Source organism: Bradyrhizobium mercantei (assembly GCF_001982635.1).
In the GTDB taxonomy this organism is placed as follows: Bacteria; Pseudomonadota; Alphaproteobacteria; order Rhizobiales; family Xanthobacteraceae; genus Bradyrhizobium; species Bradyrhizobium mercantei.
In genome coordinates this window covers 244,241-260,074 of record NZ_MKFI01000001.1, presented here as the reverse complement: position 1 = coordinate 260,074, position 15,834 = coordinate 244,241, and the positions used below count along the sequence as shown (strand labels likewise).

Annotated in this window: 16 protein-coding genes; 7 read left to right on the top strand and 9 right to left on the bottom strand. The window is 64.2% G+C overall.

Features of this window, described 5'->3' with window-relative positions; genetic code table 11:
- Positions 1–95: 95 nt before the first annotated feature.
- A complete protein-coding gene (locus BI327_RS01220) occupies positions 96–1,337 on the bottom strand; it encodes an MFS transporter (RefSeq protein WP_076857924.1) in 1,242 nt (413 codons plus the stop codon).
- Between the two features lie 248 nt (positions 1,338–1,585).
- On the opposite strand from BI327_RS01220, the gene BI327_RS01215 reads away from it, so the two are divergent.
- On the top strand, positions 1,586–3,151 hold the full coding sequence (locus BI327_RS01215; RefSeq protein WP_083741878.1) for an amidase: 1,566 nt from the start codon (positions 1,586–1,588) through the stop codon (positions 3,149–3,151).
- 132 nt (positions 3,152–3,283) lie between these two features.
- Positions 3,284–4,093, top strand: a complete 810-nt coding sequence (locus BI327_RS01210) for a helix-turn-helix transcriptional regulator (RefSeq protein ID WP_076857923.1) — start codon at positions 3,284–3,286, stop codon at positions 4,091–4,093.
- Positions 4,094–4,241: 148 nt separating this feature from the next.
- On the opposite strand, the gene BI327_RS01205 is transcribed toward BI327_RS01210, so the two are convergent.
- Genes BI327_RS01205 through BI327_RS01195 form a run of 3 tightly spaced genes read right to left on the bottom strand, consistent with a single transcriptional unit; the run spans position 4,242 to position 7,780 of the window.
- The gene (locus tag BI327_RS01205; protein WP_076857920.1) at positions 4,242–5,987 is read right to left on the bottom strand and encodes a flotillin family protein; all 1,746 of its coding nucleotides are present in this window, start codon (positions 5,985–5,987) and stop codon (positions 4,242–4,244) included.
- Between the two features lie 3 nt (positions 5,988–5,990).
- The gene (locus BI327_RS01200; protein ID WP_076857918.1) at positions 5,991–6,653 is read right to left on the bottom strand and encodes an OB-fold-containig protein; all 663 of its coding nucleotides are present in this window, start codon (positions 6,651–6,653) and stop codon (positions 5,991–5,993) included.
- Positions 6,650–7,780: a PspA/IM30 family protein gene (locus BI327_RS01195; RefSeq protein ID WP_076857916.1), complete on the bottom strand. Its 1,131-nt coding sequence runs from the start codon at positions 7,778–7,780 to the stop codon at positions 6,650–6,652. The genes BI327_RS01200 and BI327_RS01195 overlap by 4 nt, the downstream gene beginning before the upstream one ends.
- A 121-nt stretch (positions 7,781–7,901) precedes the next feature.
- Here BI327_RS01195 and BI327_RS01190 point away from each other — a divergent pair, with 121 nt between their 5' ends.
- Positions 7,902–9,275: an Nramp family divalent metal transporter gene (locus BI327_RS01190; protein ID WP_076857915.1), complete on the top strand. Its 1,374-nt coding sequence runs from the start codon at positions 7,902–7,904 to the stop codon at positions 9,273–9,275.
- A gap of 6 nt (positions 9,276–9,281) precedes the next feature.
- Here the strand turns inward: BI327_RS01190 and BI327_RS01185 are convergent, their stop codons facing one another.
- Positions 9,282–10,058, bottom strand: coding sequence for an arginyltransferase (locus tag BI327_RS01185; RefSeq protein WP_021078378.1), 777 nt, complete (start codon positions 10,056–10,058; stop codon positions 9,282–9,284).
- Between the two features lie 86 nt (positions 10,059–10,144).
- Complete coding sequence (locus BI327_RS01180) at positions 10,145–10,702, bottom strand: RDD family protein (protein ID WP_076857913.1); 558 nt, start codon at positions 10,700–10,702, stop codon at positions 10,145–10,147.
- A 157-nt stretch (positions 10,703–10,859) separates the two neighbouring features.
- Between BI327_RS01180 and BI327_RS01175 the strand changes: the two genes are divergently transcribed.
- Positions 10,860–11,501 (top strand): DUF6151 family protein, encoded by a 642-nt coding sequence (locus BI327_RS01175; protein WP_076857911.1) that lies wholly within the window; start codon positions 10,860–10,862, stop codon positions 11,499–11,501.
- A gap of 1 nt (position 11,502) precedes the next feature.
- Here BI327_RS01175 and hemB read toward each other — a convergent pair whose 3' ends face one another.
- Positions 11,503–12,567: a porphobilinogen synthase gene (gene hemB, locus BI327_RS01170; RefSeq protein ID WP_076857909.1), complete on the bottom strand. Its 1,065-nt coding sequence runs from the start codon at positions 12,565–12,567 to the stop codon at positions 11,503–11,505.
- A 225-nt stretch (positions 12,568–12,792) separates the two neighbouring features.
- On the opposite strand from hemB, the gene BI327_RS01165 reads away from it, so the two are divergent.
- From BI327_RS01165 to BI327_RS01155, 3 genes are all read left to right on the top strand, one after another.
- Positions 12,793–13,254, top strand: coding sequence for a DUF6163 family protein (locus tag BI327_RS01165; RefSeq protein WP_050422596.1), 462 nt, complete (start codon positions 12,793–12,795; stop codon positions 13,252–13,254).
- Positions 13,255–13,917: 663 nt separating this feature from the next.
- A complete protein-coding gene (ldtR, locus tag BI327_RS01160; protein ID WP_024583358.1) occupies positions 13,918–14,436 on the top strand; it encodes a transcriptional regulator LdtR in 519 nt (172 codons plus the stop codon).
- Between the two features lie 223 nt (positions 14,437–14,659).
- Positions 14,660–14,824 carry a hypothetical protein gene (locus tag BI327_RS01155; protein WP_245334677.1) on the top strand — a complete coding sequence of 55 codons (165 nt, stop codon included), beginning with the start codon at positions 14,660–14,662 and terminating at the stop codon, positions 14,822–14,824.
- A gap of 28 nt (positions 14,825–14,852) precedes the next feature.
- Here the strand turns inward: BI327_RS01155 and BI327_RS01150 are convergent, their stop codons facing one another.
- On the bottom strand, positions 14,853–15,095 hold the full coding sequence (locus BI327_RS01150) for a hypothetical protein (RefSeq protein WP_076857906.1): 243 nt from the start codon (positions 15,093–15,095) through the stop codon (positions 14,853–14,855).
- Positions 15,085–15,273, bottom strand: coding sequence for a hypothetical protein (locus BI327_RS01145; RefSeq protein WP_076857904.1), 189 nt, complete (start codon positions 15,271–15,273; stop codon positions 15,085–15,087). The genes BI327_RS01150 and BI327_RS01145 overlap by 11 nt, the downstream gene beginning before the upstream one ends.
- Between the last annotated feature and the right edge of the window lie 561 nt (positions 15,274–15,834).

Here is a 15,834-nt window from a genome sequence, read left to right as displayed (position 1 = left end):
CATTGCGTCGAGCTGGTCTGCGCACGTTTGACGTCGGCGTAGACACGATCGTTACGAGGAGCCGGTCACTTTCGGCTCCTCGCGATGACGATCGTTCAGCAGCGCACGGGCTCGCCGACCATGTCGGGCTGCCGCGTCAGCGACACCGCGGGCGACAGCAGGATCACCAGCGCCTGGGCGGCGAAGATCGCGGCTGCGAGGTAGAGGCAGGCTTCGGCACCGTAGAAGCCACCGACGATGGCGCCGAGCACGGAGCCGAGCGGACGGGCGCCGTAGCTCATGATGTTGATCGCCGAGACGCGGCCGAGCAGCGACGGCGGCGTCACCGACTGCCGCAGCGTGGTGGTCGAGATCACCCACAGGATCGGGCCGACGCCGAGCAGGAAGAAGCCGAGGCCGGCGAGCAGCGGCGTCGCGATCCAGGTGGTCAGCGCCATCACCAGTGAGGCGACGAGCCCGGTCACGGGGCCGAGCCCGATCACGGTGCCGAACGCCAGCCGCTTCATCACGCGGGTTGCGAACAGCGCGCCGACCACCATGCCGACGCCGTACATCGCAAGCGTGGTGCCGACGCCGGTGGCGCTGAGCCCGAGATGGCGCACCGCATAGGGCACGAACACGGCGAGCAGCAGGAACGACGCCGTGTTGAAGATGAACTGGGTGATGAAAACAGGTCGCAGCAAGGCGTGATGCATCACGAAGGCCGCACCTTCCTTGATGTCCTGCAACGGATGACGCCGCGGCGCGGGCGCACGCGCCGGCTCGTAGAGGCCGGCGAGCAGCACGACCGCGATCGCCGACAAGGCCGCGGCGAAGCCGAATGCAGGCGCGGCGCCGACCCAGCCGACCAGCACGCCGCCGAGCGCGGGACCGCTGGCGAAGGCGACGGTGCGCGCAAGCTCGATGCGGGCGTTCGCCGCCGGCAATTGCTGCGACGTCACGAGCGAGGGGACCAGCGCGGGTGCGGCGACGCTGTAGGCAACCGTGCCGCAAACCGCGATGAAGCCGAGCAGAGCGAGCAGCGGCAAGGTCATCGCGCCGAGCCAGAGCAAGAGCAGGATGGCGGCGAGGGCCGCCGCGCGCAGCGCTTCGGAGCCCGCCATCACCCAGCGCCGCGACACCCGGTCGGCGAGCAGGCCGGCCGGAATTGCGAACAGGATGAAGGGCAGCGTCAGCGCGGTCTGCAACAGGCCGGTCTGGCCTTCGCCGACGCCGAGCACCAGCACGGCGACGATGGGTGCGGCCGCTAGCGCGATCTGCTCGGCCGATTGCGCGGCGAGGTTGGACCAGGCCAGGCGATTGAACGTGCTTGGCAGGCGAGGCGTATCGGCGGACATGGCAGAATCCTTGGGGACATTCGATCTGGCCATAGTGTGTGGTTGGAAGACGCTCGATCCCACCCGTTTCCCGACAACCCCAAAACAAAGGCCGGTTCGCTGCCTGTTGTGACGGCGCAAGACTCTCACCGTCTCGTCCTCACCTCGATTCACCCTTTAGGGGAATTGCGACTTGAAATCGCGCGGCGTCGAATTGGCGCAAGCAGCCCGGTCGCTCGCCAGACGCCACCCACGGGAGACGAGACATCATGAGCCAAGCCCCCTACGAGAGTTTTGCAGGCCAGCCGAATCCGGAGCGCCGCCGGCTCCTGAGCATCGCCCTTGCAGGCGTCGCCGGGGCGGTGCTGCCGGCAGCATCGCGCGCGGCCGCCGCGGGGCCGTCCGAAAAGGTCGATGTCGACGATATTGCCTACCTGACGGCCGGCGAGGCGCTCGCGAGATTCAAGGCCAAGACGCTGTCGCCGGTCGAACTGTTGCGGGCGCAGATCAAACAGGTCGAAGCGTGGGAGCCGACGCTCAAGGCAACGACGTACACCTATTTCGACGAGGCGCTGGAACAGGCGCGGATTGCGGAGCGCAAGTACGTGCGCGGTGAACCGGTCCGCCCGCTGGAAGGCATCACGCTTGCCATCAAGGACTATCACTCCGTCAAGGGCAAGATCACCACCTACGGCTCGCGGCTTTACAAGGATTTCGTTCCGGACCAATCTGCGCCGACCGTGGAGCGCCTTCTCGCCGCCGGGGCGATCATGCATTGCCGCACGACGACACCGGAGTTCGCGCATTCAGGTGTGACGGCGTCCTTGCTTTGGGGCGTCACGCACAACCCGTGGAACCCGGCATTTACCCCCGGCGGCTCGACCGGCGGAGGCGGCGCGGCGCTGGCCGCCGGCTACACGACCTTGTCGGACGGCACGGATGGCGGCGGGTCCATTCGCATCCCGGCTGCGATGAACGGCGTGTTCGGCTACAAGCCGCCATGGGGACGCAACCCCAACGACCGCGAGCACCCGAATGAATGGCTGATCCACTATGGCGAGCTGGCCCGCAGCGTCGGCGATTGCGGGCTGATGCAGAATGTCACGTCCGGCCAGCATCCGGCCGACATGTCGTCCCTGCGGGACAAGGTGGTGATCCCGCCGACCTTCGACGGCATCGCCGGCATGAGGATCGCGCTGTCGATGGACCTGGGCTATTTCGCTGTTGATCCTGAGGTCGAGAAGAACACACGCAATGCCGTGTCGGTGCTGCGTTCGCTCGGCGCCGTGGTCGACGAGGTCGACATCGGCTGGACCAAGGAAATCGAAGACACATGGAACACAAGGTGGCAGGGCGTGTTCTACGCGCTCGCGGGCAGTCTTCTGACCAAATCCCGCAACGACGTGGACCCCTACGTCATCAAGATTCTCGAAGAGGGCAAGAAGCTCGACGTCACGAAGTTCTACAACCTGAATACCGTGCGGCAGAAGATGTACGCATCCATGACGAAGCTCTTCGAAACCCACGACGCGCTGATCTGTCCGACGACCGCGACGACGAAGATCGTCGCAGGGCGCAGCAGCGAAGCGCCGCTCACCATCAACGGGAAGTCGGTGAACCCCTTTATCGGCTGGTTCATGACGTATCCCTTCAACTTGGTCGGCACCCTCCCGGTGATGTCCGTGCCCACCGGTTTCGATGCCGAAACAAGCGTGCCCACCGGGATGCAGATCGTCGGTCCAGCCTATGACGACCTGAGGGTGTTCCGCATCGCGTCCGCATTCGAAGGCGCGACGCACCCCTGGCAGCGCCGGCGACCGAAACCGGCCGCCTGAAGCATGATCCGGAAAAGTGCGAAGCGGTTTTCCGAAAAGATCATGCGCAAACAATAACCTAAAGCGCGACGGTGCTTCATCCTGATCGCGCTTTAGCGTGGCTTGACACCTGCGGGCCGCAGGAAGACCATCATGCCCCATGATGAGAGATGGACCTTGATGTCTCTCCCGGCAGCAAACGCATTTCCCACTACCGACCGCGAAGCCCTGATGGGATGCTTCGCGGCGGACCTCGAACGGGCTGACGACCTCGAGTCCGCCCTGGATGCGTTGCATCAAGCCCTGTCGGGCCTGGGCTTTTCCTCCTTCGCCTACGGCATGGCCAGCACGCCGAGAGCGCAAGACGGCAGCTTCACGTCACCCGTCGTGAAGACGCGCGCCTTTCCAAATCGATGGGACCGGCACTGGAGCCACCTCTGCGATCCCTACTACCGGTTCTGCTTCACGACGACCTTGCCCGTAAAGTGGATCGACGTGCAAACCCATGAACGTCTGAGCACTGGCGAGCGGGCGTGCGTGGACCACCTGAACGACAAGAACCTGCATTACGGAATCACGATTCCGATGCACATGCCGAACGGATCATTTGCGTTCGTCAGCGCGATTTCGGAAAGCGCGACCAAGTACGAGACCGGTTCTTCACCGACGGTCGTCAATGGGTTGTTCGCATTGTGTCATCAATTCCAGAACACCTCTCTCAGGAGATGGTTGTGGAACGAAGCCGCCGACAGCAAGGCCTGGCTCAGCGCGCGCGAGAAGGAGTGCCTGTCCCTCGCCGCGCAAGGGAAGACCTCGGATGACATTGCCCTGATCCTCGGTTTGTCCTGCGAGACCGTGCGTTCTCACATGAAGCGTGCGATCGCGCACCTCAACGCGTCGAACAGGCCGCATGCAATAGCGAAGGCGATCCAGCTTCGGCTCATCGACATGCCATTCGCCTAGAACGAATTGTTCAACTTACGGCGGACTTGCACGCGCGACAGTGCGCATCTGTCGATGCGATCCGACCTCCCCCCAGCGGGGGGAGGTGAAGTGCGGGAGGTGAAGTGCGTCTGCCATCAGGCTGCTTCAGCCTGCCACTACGGCGCCTTCATTGCGGCGTGGCCGCGAGCTGGCCGGTGATGGTGCCGGACAATGTGGCCGGCCGGGTGTCCTCGCCATTCGCAGGTGCTGCGACCTCGGCCTTGCGCTGCGCCAGTGCGCTGGTCAGGCTGGTGAGCGCGTCAGACCCGGCCGGGAAGCCCGCTTCCGTGAGGATCTTGTCGATCATCGGCTTGAATGCCGAGACCGACAGCAACTGCGCGGCGAGGCCGTCGCCAAGCCCGAGACCGCCATTGCCATTGGCGTGGCCGTTGGCGCCGCCGCGGCCGAGCATGCTGCCGGTGTCGAAGATCCTGATGTCGGAGATCTTCTCGATCGGCTTCACTGCTTCGGCGAGCGCGCTCGGGATCACGTTGATCCGGGCGAGGTTGAGATCGTAGTCGATCATCTCGGCGCTCAGCTTGTTGCGCGCCTCCGCCTTCATCGTCGCGACCTCGGCTTCGGCCTGGCCGAGCGCCTTGACGCCGGCGGCGCGGGTGGTGGCGGCTGCCGCATCGGCCTTGGCGAGCACGTTGGTGGCTTCCGCCTTGTTGGCGGCGGCCTGGCGTTCGGCTTCCGCCATGACCGTGATCGGCATCGCGTCGGTCTCGGCCGCCTTGCGCGCCGCGATCACGTTGATGATCTTGTCGCGCTCGGCGATTTCGGTGGCGCGGGCGGTGGTGACCTTTTCCTCGGCGGCGATCGCAACCGCGCGCGCGGTCTCGGCGATGGTCTGGGCCTCCGACTGCTCCTTGCTCTTGGCCGCGACCGCGATCGCGCTTTCCTGGGCGACGATCTGTAGGTCGCGCTCCATCTCGGTGTTGCGGCGCTTGACCGCGAGATCGGCCTCGATCTTGCGGGTGTCGCGGGCCTGGTTGGCCTCGGTCTGCTTGTTGGCGACCGCGAGCTCCTGCTGGATGCGGTATTCGGCCTCGTTCTGCAACGCGGTCTGCTCGACCTGCGCGGTCTGCGCGCGCATCGCGGCGGTCTTGTTGGCGATGTCGCGCTGCTGGGCCAACTCGGCCTCGCGCTTGGTGCTCTCGATCGTCAGCGTGGTCTGCCGCGCCACCAGGTCCTGCTGGGCGATATTGACCTCGGTGGTGCGGACGATCTGGTTGCGCTCCTGTTCGCGCTCCTTGGTGATCTTGGTCAGCGTGGTGAGGCCGTGGGCGTCGAAGAAGTTGCTCGGGTTGAAATGCTTGATGTCGCTCTGGTCGAGCCGGGTCAGCGACACCGATTCAAGCTCGAGACCGTTGTTCTGGATGTCGGCGCCGACCGCATCCTGCACCGCCTTGACGAAGGTCGCGCGCTGCTCCTGCAATTCCTCCAGGTTCATGGTCGCCGCGACCGAGCGCAGGCCGTCGACGAATTTTGCTTCCACCAGCTCGCGCAGCTCGGTCGCGTCGTTGGTGCGGTTGCCGAGCGTCTGCGCGGCAAGCGCGATCGACGACGAGTCGGGTTTGACGCGCAGGTAGAACTCGGCGCCGATGTCGACGCGCATGCGGTCCTTGGTGATCAGCGAATCCGGACCGCCGCGCGCCACCTCGAGCCGCAGCGTCTTCAGGTTCACCGCGGCGGTGGAGTGGAAGATCGGCAGCACCAGCGAACCGCCGTCGAGCACGACCTTCTGGCCGCCGAGGCCGGTGCGGACATAGGCCTCATCGCGCGTCGAGCGCTTGTAGAGCTTGGCGAACAGCAGACCGATAACGAGAATGACAATGACGCCAATGACGACGGGTATAGCAAGTTCCCACATGTGTTATGCCCTGTTGGAAGATCGTTGTTGTTCGACGAGGTCGGCGGGAGCGGCAATCGCAATGAAACTCCTGGCGTCGCGGTCGACCAGCAGCACGCTAGTGCCGACCGGCAAAGCCTCGGACTCCGCGCTGGCACGCGCCGACACGGTATGCCAGTTGCCGAAGACATCCTTGAGACGGACCCTGCCGGGCAGACCCTGATCGAGCGGGCCGACCGACACGGTTGCGACCTTGCCGACGAAGTCGCTGTCGTTGACCGCATAGCTCTCGTCGCGCGGAATGATGCGGGCGAGGCCGCGGCTGGTGTTCCTGATCACGGGGATGCTGCCGGCGGCGGCAACCACGGCAGCAATCGAGACCGGGATGGCGGTGCCTGCGGCATGCGCCAGTCCCTGAAGCAGGAAGCCTCCGATCGAGAAGATGCCGAGGATCAGGATGATCAGGATCAGGAGGGGAAGCCGCCCGGCGTTGATCCAGAGAAACAGGCCACTGAGAGCATTGTGGCTCTCGGCCTCGACCGCGAACTCCTTGCCGATGAGTTCGCTGATCGAAAGTCCGACCATGGTGGTCAGCAGCTCGATACCGCCAAGTGCCACCATGATCGCAGCCGCGACCGCGAACGGCCGCACGTCGGGGGCGAGCAGGATGTCGCCAACTGCACTCATTTTTCTGACTTGATCCTTTCAAGCCGCGCCGCGATTTCCTTTTCGCGATGCAGGCGATCGAGTTCGTCAAGCTCCTTGTCGCCGAGCACGCTGGAAGCGGGAACACCGGTGACCCGGGCGATCGCCGCCATGGCGCGTTCGGCACTCAATGTATTGGTCGTCGATGGGCCCCGGCTGGTTTCGTCCTTGGCCTCGCGGAGCAGACTTTGTTCGAGATCGGCCAATCGCGTCTCCGCCTCGCGGCGCGCGCCGAGCATGGCCTGCAGCGCCTTGGTCTGTTCATCGATTTCGAGCTCGATGAAATCCATTGCGCGTTCCAGCGCGATCACCTGCGACTCCAGATCAATTTGCCGTGCGACGCCGGCGCGTGCGAGGTCTTCGCGATTTTCCGCAAGTGCGAGACGAATCTTTTCGTTCAGAGCAGTGGTTTCGGTATCCAGTTCCTCGCGCCGTTTCTTCAAGCGGAATTCTTCGGCGCGCGACTTGCCGAGCGCGTAGCGCGCCTCGTCGGCGCCGGCGTCGATCTCGCGGATCGCCTGCTTGACCAGCGCGACCTTGTTGTTGCTCTCGACGTTGTCGATGGTCTGGCTCGCGATGGCGGCAAGAAGCCGGCCCATGCGCGCAAGGATGCCTTCGTGAAGCATGGTCTTCTCCTCCGGTTGTGCTGATTTCGATTTGACGGCGATGTGGATTTCGTAGCCGCGTCCATCCGAGATCAAATGTGCCGGGAAGGGACTTTCCCAGCCCGAGACATATCCCGGTACGTCGAACGGCACCAAGACGCGTCCGCTGACAGTGCTAATGGTCAGTGAAGTTGGACCCTTGATCGCAAACAACTTGTCGTCGAGCGGTATCCGGCGGACGGCGGCGCCTGCGATGTAGTTGGCGCGATCGCGCAGGCCGAGCGTCACGAGGCGCGCGGGCAGGCCGGTCTCCCTGCGGATCCTCTCATAGGCCTGGGCGTGCAGCGCGACGAGGTTGGCACCGACCGGGGCGACCTCGGCGAGAACAGCCATCATCCGGTCATAGGCCGCAAAGGTCGCTTCGATCGCCTCGATGCCTGAAGGGTCAGGGGCGAGGGCGTAACGCAGCGTTGCGGTCGGCGTCTCGACGGGCAGTTTGATCATGCATCTAACGTAAAGCACTTCCTCAGTACTTTACAAGGAGCGCGGCTGGTATCATTTTCGTGAGCCTAGATGCAGTTGCAAATGAGTTGCAATAACGGGGGAGATCGGCCATCCTCGCCGCATGGACGCTCGAACTCCTGAAATGTCTTCCGTTTCCGTTCCCCATGGCGTGCCCGGTGGCTGGCGCGACGATGCCGGCCATGCGCGCAGCCTTCCCGAGGTGAACGCGACGGTCGCGGTGCCGACCGGCGGCCTGTGGTGGCGGCGGCTGCTGGCCTTCGCGGGGCCGGGGTACCTCGTCTCGGTCGGCTACATGGACCCCGGCAACTGGGCCACCGACCTCGCGGGTGGATCGAAGTTCGGCTACACGCTGCTGTCGGTCATCCTGCTCTCCAATCTGATGGCGATCCTGCTGCAGGCGCTCGCCGCGCGGCTCGGCATCGCAACCGACCGCGACCTGGCGCAGGCCTGCCGCGCGACCTATTCGCGGCCGGTCAATCTGCTGCTGTGGCTCGCCTGCGAGGCCGCGATCATCGCCTGTGACCTCGCCGAAGTGATCGGGACCGCGATCGCGCTGAAGCTCTTGTTCGGCATCCCGCTGATCGGCGGCGCGCTGCTCGCGGCGCTCGATGCATTCTTGCTGCTACTGCTGATGAACCGCGGCTTCCGCTTCCTCGAAGCCTTCGTGATCGCGCTGCTGATCGTGATCGCGGTCTGCTTCGTGGTCCAGATCGCCGCCGCCGCGCCGCCGATCGCCGGCGTGCTCGGCGGCTTCATGCCGTCGCGCGAGATCGTCACCAATCCCGAGATGCTCTACATCGCGATCGGCATCATCGGCGCCACCGTGATGCCGCATAACCTCTATCTGCACTCCTCGATCGTGCAGACCCGCGCCTATCCGCGCACCGAGGAGGGCCGGCGCGACGCGATCAAATGGGCGACCACAGACTCGACCATCGCGCTGATGCTGGCGCTGTTCGTCAATGCCGCGATCCTGGTGCTGGCGGCCGCGACCTTCCACAAGAGCGGCCACTCGGATGTCGCCGAGATCGACCAGGCCTTCGAGTTGCTGTCGCCGCTGCTCGGGCTCGGCATCGCCTCGACGCTGTTTGCCGTGGCGCTGTTGGCGTCCGGCCTCAATTCGACGGTGACGGCGACGCTGGCCGGCCAGATCGTGATGCAGGGTTTTCTCGATTTGCGGCTGCCCGACTGGCTGCAACGGCTGGTGACGCGCGGCATCGCGATCGTTCCGGTCATCGTGGTCGCGGCGCTCTATGGCGAGAGCGGCACCGCGCAGCTCCTGGTGTTCAGCCAGGTCGTGCTGTCGATGCAGCTGCCGTTCGCGGTGATCCCGCTGGTGCGGTTCGTGTCCGACAAGCGCAAGATGGGCGCGTTCGCGATCTCGCTGCCGGTTGCGGTGACGGCGTGGATCGTCGCCGGCCTGATCGTGAGCCTGAACGTGAAGCTGCTGATCGATACGTTCTTCGGGACCTAGCAGACGCTAGTCCTGCGGCTCGGCCAGCCCTTCGCCTGACGCGTCGACGCGCAGCCAGCCCGACGGCGCGAGCCGCTGCTGCGGCAGGAAGCGGCCCTTGTAGTCCATCTTCTTGGAGCCCTCGATCCAGTAGCCGAGATAGACGTAGGGAAGGCCCTGCCGGCGGGCGCGGGCGATGTGGTCGAGGATCATGAAGGTGCCGAGCGAGCGGGCCTCAAGCCCCGGCTCGAAGAAGGAATAGACCATCGACAGCCCGTCGCTGAGCACGTCGGTCAGCGCCACCGCCATCAGCTCGTCGCCGCGGCCGGTGATGGCGCTGTCGGCGTTGCGCTTGCGATACTCGATGATCCGGGTCTCGACATGGCTGTCCTCGACCATCATCGCGTAGTCCAGCACGGTCATGTCGGCCATGCCGCCGTTGCGGTGCCGGCGGTCGAGATAGGCGCGGAAGACCGAATATTGCTCAGAGGTCGGCACCGCCGTGCGCTGCTCGCCGATGATGTCGGCGTTGCGGGCCAGAACCTTCCGGAAGTTGCGGGAGGGGCGGAATTCGTTGGCGACCACCCGGACCGAGACGCAGGCCCGGCACTGGTCGCAGGCCGGGCGGTAGGCGATCGACTGGCTGCGGCGGAAGCCGCCATGGGTCAGCAAGTCGTTGAGATCGCCCGCTTTGTCACCCACCAGGTGCGTGAAAACCTTCCGCTCGTGTCGACCCGGCAAATACGGGCAGGGCGAGGGCGCCGTCAGATAGAACTGCGGGGTGTCACGCGAGTGCTGGGTCACGTCAGATCGTCGGGCTCCACAAACAATACAGGCAGCCGAGCTAGCATCGCCCCCCCGAGGCTAACGGTCAATTGGTTTAGGCGGGCCTAATAGGAGGCCCGCGCGGCCGGAGATACCTGGGTCCGGACCGAGCTGTTGATAACAACGGTTCCGAGGATGATGTCGTGGAGCAGCCGGCGGCGGCCGTTGAGCAGGCCGACCAGCAGCACCAGCGGCGACAGGAACGAGATCGTCACCCAGAACAGCACCGCGTGGGTAGCGCCGAGCACGAAATAGCCGCGTGCGCCGTACCAGGTGCGCAGCTCCAGATCCATCATGCGCATGCCGATGGTGGCCGAATGCTGGCCGCCGATCGAGGCGCCGTAATAGACGATGGCCCAGACGATCGAGGCCGGCGACACCAGCCAGAACAGCGCCCAGCCGAGGCCGAGCGTGACGACACCGAAGATCGCAATAAAAATCACCGCCAGGATCACCGGCACCGACAGCACGAAGAGGTCGATCAGGAATGCGAACACCCGTCGCGTCAGCACGCCGCGGAACAGTTCCGGCTGCATCAACGGATCGAATGCATGCGGAGGAACGCCGCCGTCGTTGCGCCAGGCATCGTTGTACCTGGTGCCGCCGTCATTGCCGTAGGACATGACCAACCTCCGATGAAAGTCCCGCGCAGGACATGGGAACAGGAAGCGTGTCTGCCAAGCCTGCACGAACATTAACTAGCCGAAATATTCCGGCGATTCGGCGGCCATAGGCGGTCGCGGAACGTGTATGTTGCGTCCGGCAAGCCGAGAGGAACCCATGAGCACACGGATCGGGCTGCGCTGCAGGTGCGGACAGGTTTTCGGTGTCGTCTCGAACCCGTCGCCCAAATCGGCCAATCGTGTGACCTGTTACTGCGACGACTGCCAGGCGTTCATGCACCAACTCGGTCGCGCCGATCTGCTCGATGCACATGGCGGCACCGACATCGTCCAGATCGCGCCGTCGTCGCTCAGCTTCGTGCAGGGCCAGAACAAGATCGCCGGCGTGCGGCTGACCCCGAAGGGGCTGTTCCGCTGGCACACGACCTGCTGCAACACGCCGGTCGGCAATACGCTGACGCCGCGGGTCCCGTTCGTCGGAATTGTCGCGCAGGCGTTCGACGGCGGCGCGCCGCGCGCCGATGAAGCGTTCGGCAAGCCGGTCGGCGCGATCCTCGGAAAATATGCGGTCGGCGAGGCGCCGAAGGGCTCGACCGGATTGAACCTGGCGCTGATCGCGCGCGCCATCGGCAAGGTGCTGGGCTGGCGCCTGCGCGGAAAGGCTTGGCCGCATCCGTTCTTCAAGCGCGAGACCGGTGAGCCGGTCTATCCGCTGACCGTGCTGTCGCAGCAGCAGCGCGACGCATTGCGTCCGCTATGTGGCCCGCATCCGACGGCGCCGGCCGCGGGCCAGACCTAGTCTAGGATTCCGCCTTGATTTTCTCGGCGGCCTGCGGCGCGAAATAGGTGAGGATGCCGTCGGCGCCGGCGCGCTTGAAGCCGACCAGGCTTTCCATCATGGCGCGCTCGCCGTCGATCCAGCCGTTGGCGGCGGCGCCTGCGATCATCGCGTATTCGCCGGACACCTGGTACACGAAGGTCGGCATCGCAAACGTATCCTTCACGCGGCGCACGATGTCGAGATAGGGCATGCCGGGCTTCACCATCACCATGTCGGCGCCCTCGGCGATGTCGAGCTCGACCTCGCGCAGCGCCTCGTCGGAATTGGCGCTGTCCATCTGGTAGGTTCGCTTGTCGCCGGTCAGCGTCTTGGCCGAGCCGATCGCGTCGCGGAACGGGCCGTAGAAGGCGGAAGCGTATTTCGCCGCATACGACATGATCTGCACGTCGCCGAAGCCATTGTCGTCGAGCGCCTCGCGGATCGCGCCGATCCGGCCGTCCATCATGTCCGACGGCGCGATCACGTCGCAGCCGGCCTCGGCCTGGGTCAGCGCCTGCTTCACCAGCACCGCAACCGTCTCGTCGTTGAGGATCTTGCCGCCTTCGATCAGCCCGTCATGACCGTGGCTGGTGAAGGGATCGAGCGCGACGTCGCAGAGCACGCCGATATCAGGGAATTCCTTCTTGATCGCGCGCACCGCCTGGCAGACCAGATTGTCGGGATTGAGCGCTTCCGAACCCTGCTCGTCGCGCAGCGCCGGCTCGGTGAAGGGGAACAGCGCGATGCAGGGGATGTTGAGTTTGGCCGCGCGCTCGGCGTCGCGGACGATCTGGTCGACGGTGAGCCGCTCGACGCCGGGCATCGAGGCGACAGGCGTGCGGGCGTTGTGGCCATCGACCACGAACATCGGCCAGATCAGATCATTGGTGGTCAGCACGTTCTCGCGCACCAGGCGGCGGGCCCATTCCGTCTTGCGATTGCGGCGCATCCGGATCGAGAGGTCGAGCGAGGGCGAGGCGAGGGCATCCGTCTGGCGCCGCGGCGTGTCGCGCAATTCGATCGGGCGCCCGAATTTGATCGCCATGATGTCTTCTCCTCGAGGGACGGCAACTCTAGACCTAATAGCAGGCCTGGACCTGATATAAGTCGAGTTCTAGCACCTCACAGGGGCGCCGTCATTGCGCCGCCGTTGCGTCTCCATTGCGTCCCGGGCGCCCTTGATTTGCCGCAACGGCAATTGATTTTGCGGCCCCGGCGGGCCAAGACTGCGCCATGAACCCCATTTTGCAGCCGTTGCGCGGCGATTCGGATGTCTGACACCTCTGCACGCGATCAAGCGCGGGACAACGCCATCTCGGTGAGCGCGATCTCGTCCGACCGGATCGAGCCGGACGACAATGCGTGGACGCGGCGCCTCGTCATCTTCCTGCGCATCATGGCCGTCGTCTCGGTCGCCAAGGGCCTCTATCACTGGGCCCAGGTGACCGGCTTCGTCGGCGGCGAGGAGGAGGCCTTCGAGAACCAGTCGATGGCCTGGCAGACCGCCACGATCTATTTCGCCGTCATCGAGCTCGTTGCCGCGGTCGGGCTGTGGCTCGCGACGCCGTGGGGCGCCGTGGTCTGGCTCACCACCGTGGTGTCGATGGCGGTCATCGAGCTGATGTTTCCGGGCATCTATGGCGGCAGCCTCACGGTGGTCGGGCTCGAGGCCGTGATGCTCGCGGCGTATCTGGCGCTGGCCTGGATGTCGGCGCGCGAGCGCCCGCCATAGGCCGCGTGCAGCGATCGCCCGATACACTGTTGCCACGCTGCGACAGGGCGACGAATAGCTGGGGACGGCCGGCAATATTTGCCAGCCGTGCGCGCAACGAGAAGACAGCATCGCTGGTTCTGCTAGGTGGACGCCGACAGATCGCACCCCTTTCGAGACGCGCCGTTTCCGGAGCATCTCCACGGGACCTGCCGTCGGGATCCATTTCACCGGATCTCGGTGCGTGTGCCGGCCGGCTTTGCGCGGGCCGACGGCGGAACCGGTCTGGCCGCGGCGACGATTGATGGCCGCTTGCGCGCATCGCGCGCGTCTCGCCACGATGCACTCCGATAAAATTTTCAAAGAATTTTCCGGTAACCAATCGGTCACCGTAAAGGGTTCCCTCACACACCTTACGCCGTCGTTTCGAATTCAGACGATGCTGTTTCCGAATGTGACAGGGGAGGCAGACGAAGCGTGAACAAGGGTCCGCCACCGTCAATGAAAAGTTGCGAAAAGCCCTTGATCCATGGGCTTAATCCACGATTCACTGTCTTAAATTCATGATCTCTTTATTCTCTTATTTAAGCGGATATTCAAACGGCCCCCTTACGTTGGACCTATCAGGCGGGACACAAGTTTCGTCGAATAAAGTCGATAAAAACGACAAACAGGGGAAGTGTCATGATGAAAGCCGTTGCGACAACGGCGGCGGATGCCGCTGATCGCGCTGCCGGTCAAGCTCCGGTGCAGCCGCTCTATCTCGAAGCCCTGACTTTGGTGGAGCGGCTGCATCGCCGGCTCCTCGACGTCATCAAGGATGAATTCGATCGTCGTGGCCGCGCCGACATCAACTCGGTGCAGGCGCTGCTCCTGTACAACATCGGTGACAAGGAACTGACCGCCGGCGAGCTGCGCACCCGCGGCTACTATCTCGGCTCCAACGTCTCCTACAATCTGAAGAAGCTCGTCGAGCTCGGCTTCCTCGATCATCAACGCTCGCGCGTTGATCGCCGCTCGGTCCGCATCCGTCTGACCCCGCAGGGCCAGGAAGTCCGCAAGATCGTCGACGCGCTCTATCAGAAGCACGTCAAGACGGTGGAGCAGGTCGGCGGCATCTCGAACGAGGAGTTCGCGAGCCTCAACAAGTCGCTGCATCGCCTGGAGCGGTTCTGGACCGACCAGATTTTGTATCGGCTCTGATAACAACTTTCAGACACGTAGCCTGTTACTAGGTGGCCAAGAAGGACTCAAAGTGAACCAAAGTGCACGTAGAGGCACACGGTTCGCGCCAGTTCGCGCCATGCCGGGCATGCCCGCCCGTTACCTCCAGTGAAGACACAAAGTGCACGCTAGAAGGCACGTAGAACGCGATTAGGCGCCCCTGGGGCGCCTTTTCCTTTTAGAGGATGAGCACGGCTTCAGGGTGAAGGATGCGAACGGCTTCTTCATTTGCGGCATCGCCCATCGCGAGGATCTGCACCGGGGCAATTACCAGCACGCCAACAACTTCCTCTCACGGGAAGAGGCGAGGCGTATCGGGAAGGCCATCTCCAGGCTGCCGGAGCTGTTGCGGCGGCCGCAGTATTGACCGGCCCGACGTATCGGGCCGGCTTGTGTCAGTTCTGGGTGCAGACGAAGTGCGTGCCGTTCTTCGTCGTGCCCGTCGCCCGGTTGCCCTTCTTCGCAACCGGGTAGTTGTTGCCGGTACGGAAGCCGGTGAGATGGATGTAGGCGCTGTCGCCGCCATCGTATTGCCCGGTGATGAGACCGGGGGCTGAGCAAGTCCACGCCGCGCAGGCAGGGATGCTGCTGACTGCCAATAAGGCAACGGTGAGAGCGGCCTTCACCTTACCGCCCATCGCGGCACTTCCGGTAGGGCTCGGCCTTCTCGGCGGGAACGGTGTAGGCACGCCACTCCGCGTAGGTGAAGCCGTACTTCTTCATGCAGGCCAGCGCATGAGGGGTGTTGTTCTTGGGCTCGGCAAAGGCCGAACCGGTCGAGAGAGCCAATAAAGCAGCAATCAAAGCAAATCGCATGGGTATCCCCTAGGGTTGAAATTGGGGGAACATAGCGACCTCTAGTGTACCCGCAAGGTCCGGCATCGTGAACACCGCACATTATTTAGGGTGATGTGTCCTAGCTACTGCTTGTCTCCGGGCCGATGGCCGGGCGGCTCACGATTCAGCATGCAAACAAATCAGCGCTTGAAGCGGCGTCGGCCTGGTCGGCCAACCGGCAGCGGTCTCTTGGCGAGCGCACCGTTCCTGTTCGTGTGCCAGTAAGCCTACCGCGGAGATTGCCTGCCAGATTGGCCACAAGCGGTTCGGTCACGACATGACTCTTCGGTACATACCGAGCTTGCCGGATTATCTGGTGAAGAGTGCCGCCGCTTTGGAAAAGCTGCTGCAGGAAGTTCTCGCGCCAGCTTCGGGCAAAAAGGTCGAAAAAGCAGCCTGATTTCAACCTGGTGCGGTTGGGGACCGACCAGATCCTGTATCGCCTCTGAGCCTTCCCGTTTTCGCCTGATGGCCAAGCCGGCCGCTTCAGAAGACCGGCAGCTTTCCTCCAGTCAACGCATCGGTCATGCCCGGCCGATG

Coding starts and splice junctions, on each gene's coding strand:
- BI327_RS01220 (WP_076857924.1), bottom strand. CDS start 1,337: ATGTCCGCCGATACGCCTCGCCTGCCAAGCACGTTCAATCGCCTGGCC.
- BI327_RS01165 (WP_050422596.1), top strand. CDS start 12,793: ATGTCTGACACCTCTGCACGCGATCAAGCGCGGGACAACGCCATCTCG.
- BI327_RS01175 (WP_076857911.1), top strand. CDS start 10,860: ATGAGCACACGGATCGGGCTGCGCTGCAGGTGCGGACAGGTTTTCGGT.
- BI327_RS01190 (WP_076857915.1), top strand. CDS start 7,902: ATGGACGCTCGAACTCCTGAAATGTCTTCCGTTTCCGTTCCCCATGGC.
- BI327_RS01205 (WP_076857920.1), bottom strand. CDS start 5,987: ATGTGGGAACTTGCTATACCCGTCGTCATTGGCGTCATTGTCATTCTC.
- BI327_RS01150 (WP_076857906.1), bottom strand. CDS start 15,095: ATGGGCGGTAAGGTGAAGGCCGCTCTCACCGTTGCCTTATTGGCAGTC.
- ldtR (WP_024583358.1), top strand. CDS start 13,918: ATGATGAAAGCCGTTGCGACAACGGCGGCGGATGCCGCTGATCGCGCT.
- BI327_RS01145 (WP_076857904.1), bottom strand. CDS start 15,273: ATGCGATTTGCTTTGATTGCTGCTTTATTGGCTCTCTCGACCGGTTCG.
- BI327_RS01215 (WP_083741878.1), top strand. CDS start 1,586: ATGAGCCAAGCCCCCTACGAGAGTTTTGCAGGCCAGCCGAATCCGGAG.
- BI327_RS01200 (WP_076857918.1), bottom strand. CDS start 6,653: ATGAGTGCAGTTGGCGACATCCTGCTCGCCCCCGACGTGCGGCCGTTC.
- BI327_RS01210 (WP_076857923.1), top strand. CDS start 3,284: ATGCCCCATGATGAGAGATGGACCTTGATGTCTCTCCCGGCAGCAAAC.
- BI327_RS01195 (WP_076857916.1), bottom strand. CDS start 7,780: ATGATCAAACTGCCCGTCGAGACGCCGACCGCAACGCTGCGTTACGCC.
- hemB (WP_076857909.1), bottom strand. CDS start 12,567: ATGGCGATCAAATTCGGGCGCCCGATCGAATTGCGCGACACGCCGCGG.
- BI327_RS01180 (WP_076857913.1), bottom strand. CDS start 10,702: ATGTCCTACGGCAATGACGGCGGCACCAGGTACAACGATGCCTGGCGC.